The 2,838-nt window shown below is 48.6% G+C and carries 4 protein-coding genes; 3 read left to right on the top strand and 1 reads right to left on the bottom strand.

Annotation, left to right across the window (positions count from 1 at the left end):
* The 3 genes from VLE72_01095 to VLE72_01085 all read left to right on the top strand — a co-directional run.
* Positions 1-379: hypothetical protein (locus tag VLE72_01095; protein ID HSX14493.1), on the top strand; the 379-nt coding region annotated here is incomplete at its 5' end.
* Positions 376-1,455 (top strand): glycosyltransferase, encoded by a 1,080-nt coding sequence (locus tag VLE72_01090; protein ID HSX14492.1) that lies wholly within the window; start codon positions 376-378, stop codon positions 1,453-1,455. The genes VLE72_01095 and VLE72_01090, both read left to right, overlap by 4 nt.
* On the top strand, positions 1,448-2,422 hold the full coding sequence (locus tag VLE72_01085) for an aminoglycoside phosphotransferase family protein (GenBank protein HSX14491.1): 975 nt from the start codon (positions 1,448-1,450) through the stop codon (positions 2,420-2,422). The genes VLE72_01090 and VLE72_01085 overlap by 8 nt, the downstream gene beginning before the upstream one ends.
* Here the strand turns inward: VLE72_01085 and VLE72_01080 are convergent.
* Positions 2,419-2,838, bottom strand: a 420-nt coding sequence (locus VLE72_01080; protein ID HSX14490.1) for a glycosyltransferase, incomplete at its 5' end; no start/stop codon positions are given. The genes VLE72_01085 and VLE72_01080 overlap by 4 nt on opposite strands.

The following is a 2,838-nucleotide window of genomic DNA, read 5'->3' as shown; positions in this document are numbered from 1 at the left end:
TAGTACCAACCGAATTACCGAAGACATGTTGACAGCAGAGCGCAAGTCGCCTAGCTTGCCTGATGAGTGGGACGCTGAAGCTTTTAAGACTTATAGCAACGTAACACACTCTAGTGTTGTCTATACCAAGAAAGCAGCTTTAGAGATTCCTTATAATTCGGCACTGCCAGTGCTGGATGACTATGATTTGATCTCGCGCTTCATCGAAGCGGGTAAAAAAATGCATTTAGACCCTAAAGCAGTGACGGTTATTTGGCGGCGTCATCCCGCAACGGTGACTAATGATTCAGTCAGCATCCAAAAGGTTTACCTGCAAGCTATTCGTCACTGGCGCGGCTGGGTAAAAGAAAATGTTGATTTAAGTAAGCTTGCCAAATGAAGGTCGCCTTAACAATTAAGCCGTGGTGGGTCTTGCCCACCTCGACCGAGCATACCTGGGCGCCCGGTATGGTGTTGGCCCAAGAGGCGGCCGATTTGATCGCGGCCGGCCATGAGGTTGTAGTTTACGCAGCCAAAGGCTCACAGACCGCCGGTGAATTAGTTGATTTTGATATGCTGCCTTACAAAGAAATTAAACAGGGCGACATCCCGTCAATCCAGGTTTCCATTAGAGAGCAGTATTATCTGCACGAATTTTTGCGACGCACGATTGAGCACCTACGCACCAATCCAGTTGATGTTTTGCATTTACACGACTATCGGGATTATCCGGTTTTTAAGGCCGCTAATCTCGGCGTTCCTATCGTTGCTACCGTGCACGGTGATTATTATGAAAACTTTACCCATGCACCGGCCGAGATTTTAAAATCTTTTGAATCAGCTAACTTAATCTCTCTAACCAAGCCTCGCAAGCTGCCGGCAGGCATGACCCCTCCAGTTGGTGTTGTTCATAACACCTTTGATGCCGAACGCTTTAAATTCATAGAACAGCCAAAGGATCGGTTGGTTTATGTTGGTCGCATTACCGATGGCAAGGGTTCTGATCTGGCGATCAAGGTCGCAGATGGCTCCAAATCGCCGCTTGATATTTATGGCGGCCAGTTTCCTTCCACACAATTTGAGCAGGAGTTTTTGCGACTAGTTAAAGCCAGCAAATACGCGACTTATCATGGCCGCTTGCAGCAATCTGAAGTTGAGCCGGCCTATGACGCCAAAGCAATGATTTTCCCAATCCGCGAGGCCGAGGGATTTCCCTTGGGCGTGCTGGAAGCGCTTTCAACTGGTACGCCAGTTATTACCTTTGACGTTGGCGGTATGAGCGACATTGTCACAGACGGCGTCAATGGGTTTGTCGTCCCTGCCGACGACATCGCCGCTATGGTGGTGGCCATCGACAAAATTGATCAAATTGATCGGAAAGCTTGTCGCCAGTCAGTGATTAGTAGATTTAGCCCCGAAACCGTAGTGCAAAAGCAGCTAGCAGTATTTAAAAAAGTTATAGATCAAAATGGCTAAGTTGCCACAATCGGTCAGGCGAGAGCCAAGTCTGGACTTTAGCCAGGCCAACGTAATCAAGCGGACCTTACTGCCCTTGCTTAAACAGGAGTTCCAGGACGTATCTGTAAAAGCGCTTGGTGAGCTGGGCAGGGGCAGTCATTCGGTGGTTTATGGGCTAGAGCTAGACAAACAAAACTTTGTTTTGAAGGTTTGTTTTGATAACGACTACTTTATTAAAGAGACTACTGCACTGGCCAAGCTTACTTGGCTAGAGCCACCAGCCGCAATTATTGATCGAGCCAAGAGTGGGCTCGATCTGGATCTAATCTTAACCAAGCGACCAGATGGGCATGTAATGAGCTCGGCGGATTTGACCTCGAAGGTGCAAAAACAACTGGGCGACGCCTTGCTAAAGGTCCACAGTCACAAGCAACCTGGGACAGTCGATACAAATAAGCTGCTTGAACGGTTTGAAGAATATAGTGGTCCGGCAACGGCTATAGTTAGGCGGATTAGGCCTGAGATTTCAGAGGACCTCGAGCGAGCTCTAAAAAAAGCCAAGGCATATTTCATAGCTAATCAAAAAGATTTTGCCGTTCAGCCTTCAATGCTGCACGGTGATTTGTGGTGGGGCAATATTATAGCCACACCAAGCGAAGTTTTTTTGATCGATTGGGAACTTGGTGATGGGGACTACTTAGAAGACCTGGCCAAGCTGCGCCAGATGTTCGACTACAGTCACGTGCCGGATGGGCTGCGCAGCTTTTGGAGAGGCGAGAGACGGCCAAGGTTGGTAGATGACTTCTTTGAAGGACTACTTGAACAATACATTCAATTCGACACAGACATCATGAAGCGCGCTCCGTTCTACGTTTTGCTTTACGGCATTTGGCGACTACGTGCGATGGAGATTCAGAATAGTAAACGCGACTTAGAGAATCGTGTGGGCTGGTACGTTCAGGATTGTTTGAAGTTTTCGGCCTAATCGTTCTCGGGTAATTGGTCGAATAAGTTGGCAGTGATGTCGCCAAGTTGGCGTAGGCGGTGGGCTGACGATGAGCGACGCTGGCCGACTAGCTCGATTATCTCTTTATACCGACTTAGGTAATTCTGGGCCATTACTGGATAAGAAAAACGATTTTCGACGCTGTCGCGGCAAGCCTGGGGATTGATTTCATCAACTCTGGCCATATAATGCTCGAATTCTTCTTTGTTATCGGCCAAGAAACCGTTGACGCCATGCTCGATGATCTCGGGCATCGAACCGCGGCGCATGGCCACCACTGGTGTGCCACAAACTAGTGCGTCAATAACTGCCACCCCGAAGGGCTCTTCCCACTGAATCGGCATCAAGAACGCCTTGGCCCGGCCAATCAGCTCATCCTTAGCTTTGCCAAAAAT

The sequence above is a fragment of the Candidatus Saccharimonadales bacterium genome, assembly GCA_035480635.1.
Lineage (GTDB): Bacteria > Patescibacteriota > Saccharimonadia > UBA4664 > DATIHN01 > DATIHN01.
The sequence above is the reverse complement of the archived record's forward strand: the minus strand, read 5'-3'. Positions and strand labels throughout refer to the sequence as shown.